Here is an 832-nt window from a genome sequence, read left to right as displayed (position 1 = left end):
TTTTCTCCTGCCTTGGTCGTGGTGCTGGCGCTGACCGTGATGACGATGCCGGGCCACTGCGGGAATTTGAAGCTCATTCCGGCATTTTCGTATTGCGGGGTTGTGCCGTCATCGGCGATGAATCCATCTTTCAGGCAGAATCCGGGCTGAGCCGGGATATCATCACTTTTACGGGCATGTAAATTGGGAATGACTTTCGATTTCACTGTCGGAAGCACTTCTTTTAAAAAAATAGATTCCTGAAAGGACCGTTCTTTCATCGAAAATAAAATATTGCCATCCTCGCGAAGCATGTCAAATCCGAAATTTTGGCGTCCATATGGCCTGGAAACTGATACGATTATTTTTGATTTGATGTTTGGGCTGATTGTCGAGTCGTATGTATACCCGGATTCAGGGTTCGTCGTCTTGAGGGTATTAATTATTTTTTCTGAATTTTCCTTGATGATTGCGATATCGTCAGAAGCGCGCAGGGTATCAAGTCTTCCAAAAATATACTCGTATGCCTGCCCGTTAATTTGAGCTGAGACAGGAATGTCGATCAAATATCTACCGAAGCAATACGTTTTGGTATTGTCCATTGAAGGCTCTTTTGCATAACAGGTTGAGTAAGTGAGGATTATGCAGAGTAATGATCCAATTAATCGTCTCATCATGTTATTCCTTGCACGGCGGAAGTCCGCTCGCCGGGGGAGTCAATTGTACGATTTTCGCTACGCAATAAAGCACGTTGCTTAGTACGTTTTCATTCTTATGTCGGGCGTAGCCGGATCGAGTTGACTACCGCATCGAATACGGCAATCGCCTGCTCATCGGTAAGAGTCGGCCGCTG

2 protein-coding genes are annotated in these 832 nt (G+C 45.7%); both read right to left on the bottom strand.

The window, feature by feature from the left end:
- A partial coding sequence (locus tag RZR99_RS32965; RefSeq protein WP_323123848.1) for a T6SS immunity protein Tli4 family protein occupies positions 1-581 on the bottom strand: 581 nt, incomplete at its 3' end.
- 170 nt (positions 582-751) lie between these two features.
- Entirely contained in the window at positions 752-802 is a 51-nt protein-coding gene (locus tag RZR99_RS32960; protein ID WP_323123849.1) for a hypothetical protein, read from the bottom strand.
- Positions 803-832 lie beyond the last annotated feature (30 nt).

This window comes from Burkholderia alba, from assembly GCF_034721475.1.
Taxonomy (GTDB): Bacteria; Pseudomonadota; Gammaproteobacteria; order Burkholderiales; family Burkholderiaceae; genus Burkholderia; species Burkholderia alba.
Note: the sequence above shows the minus strand (reverse complement) of the source record. Positions and strands in the feature narration are given on the sequence as shown.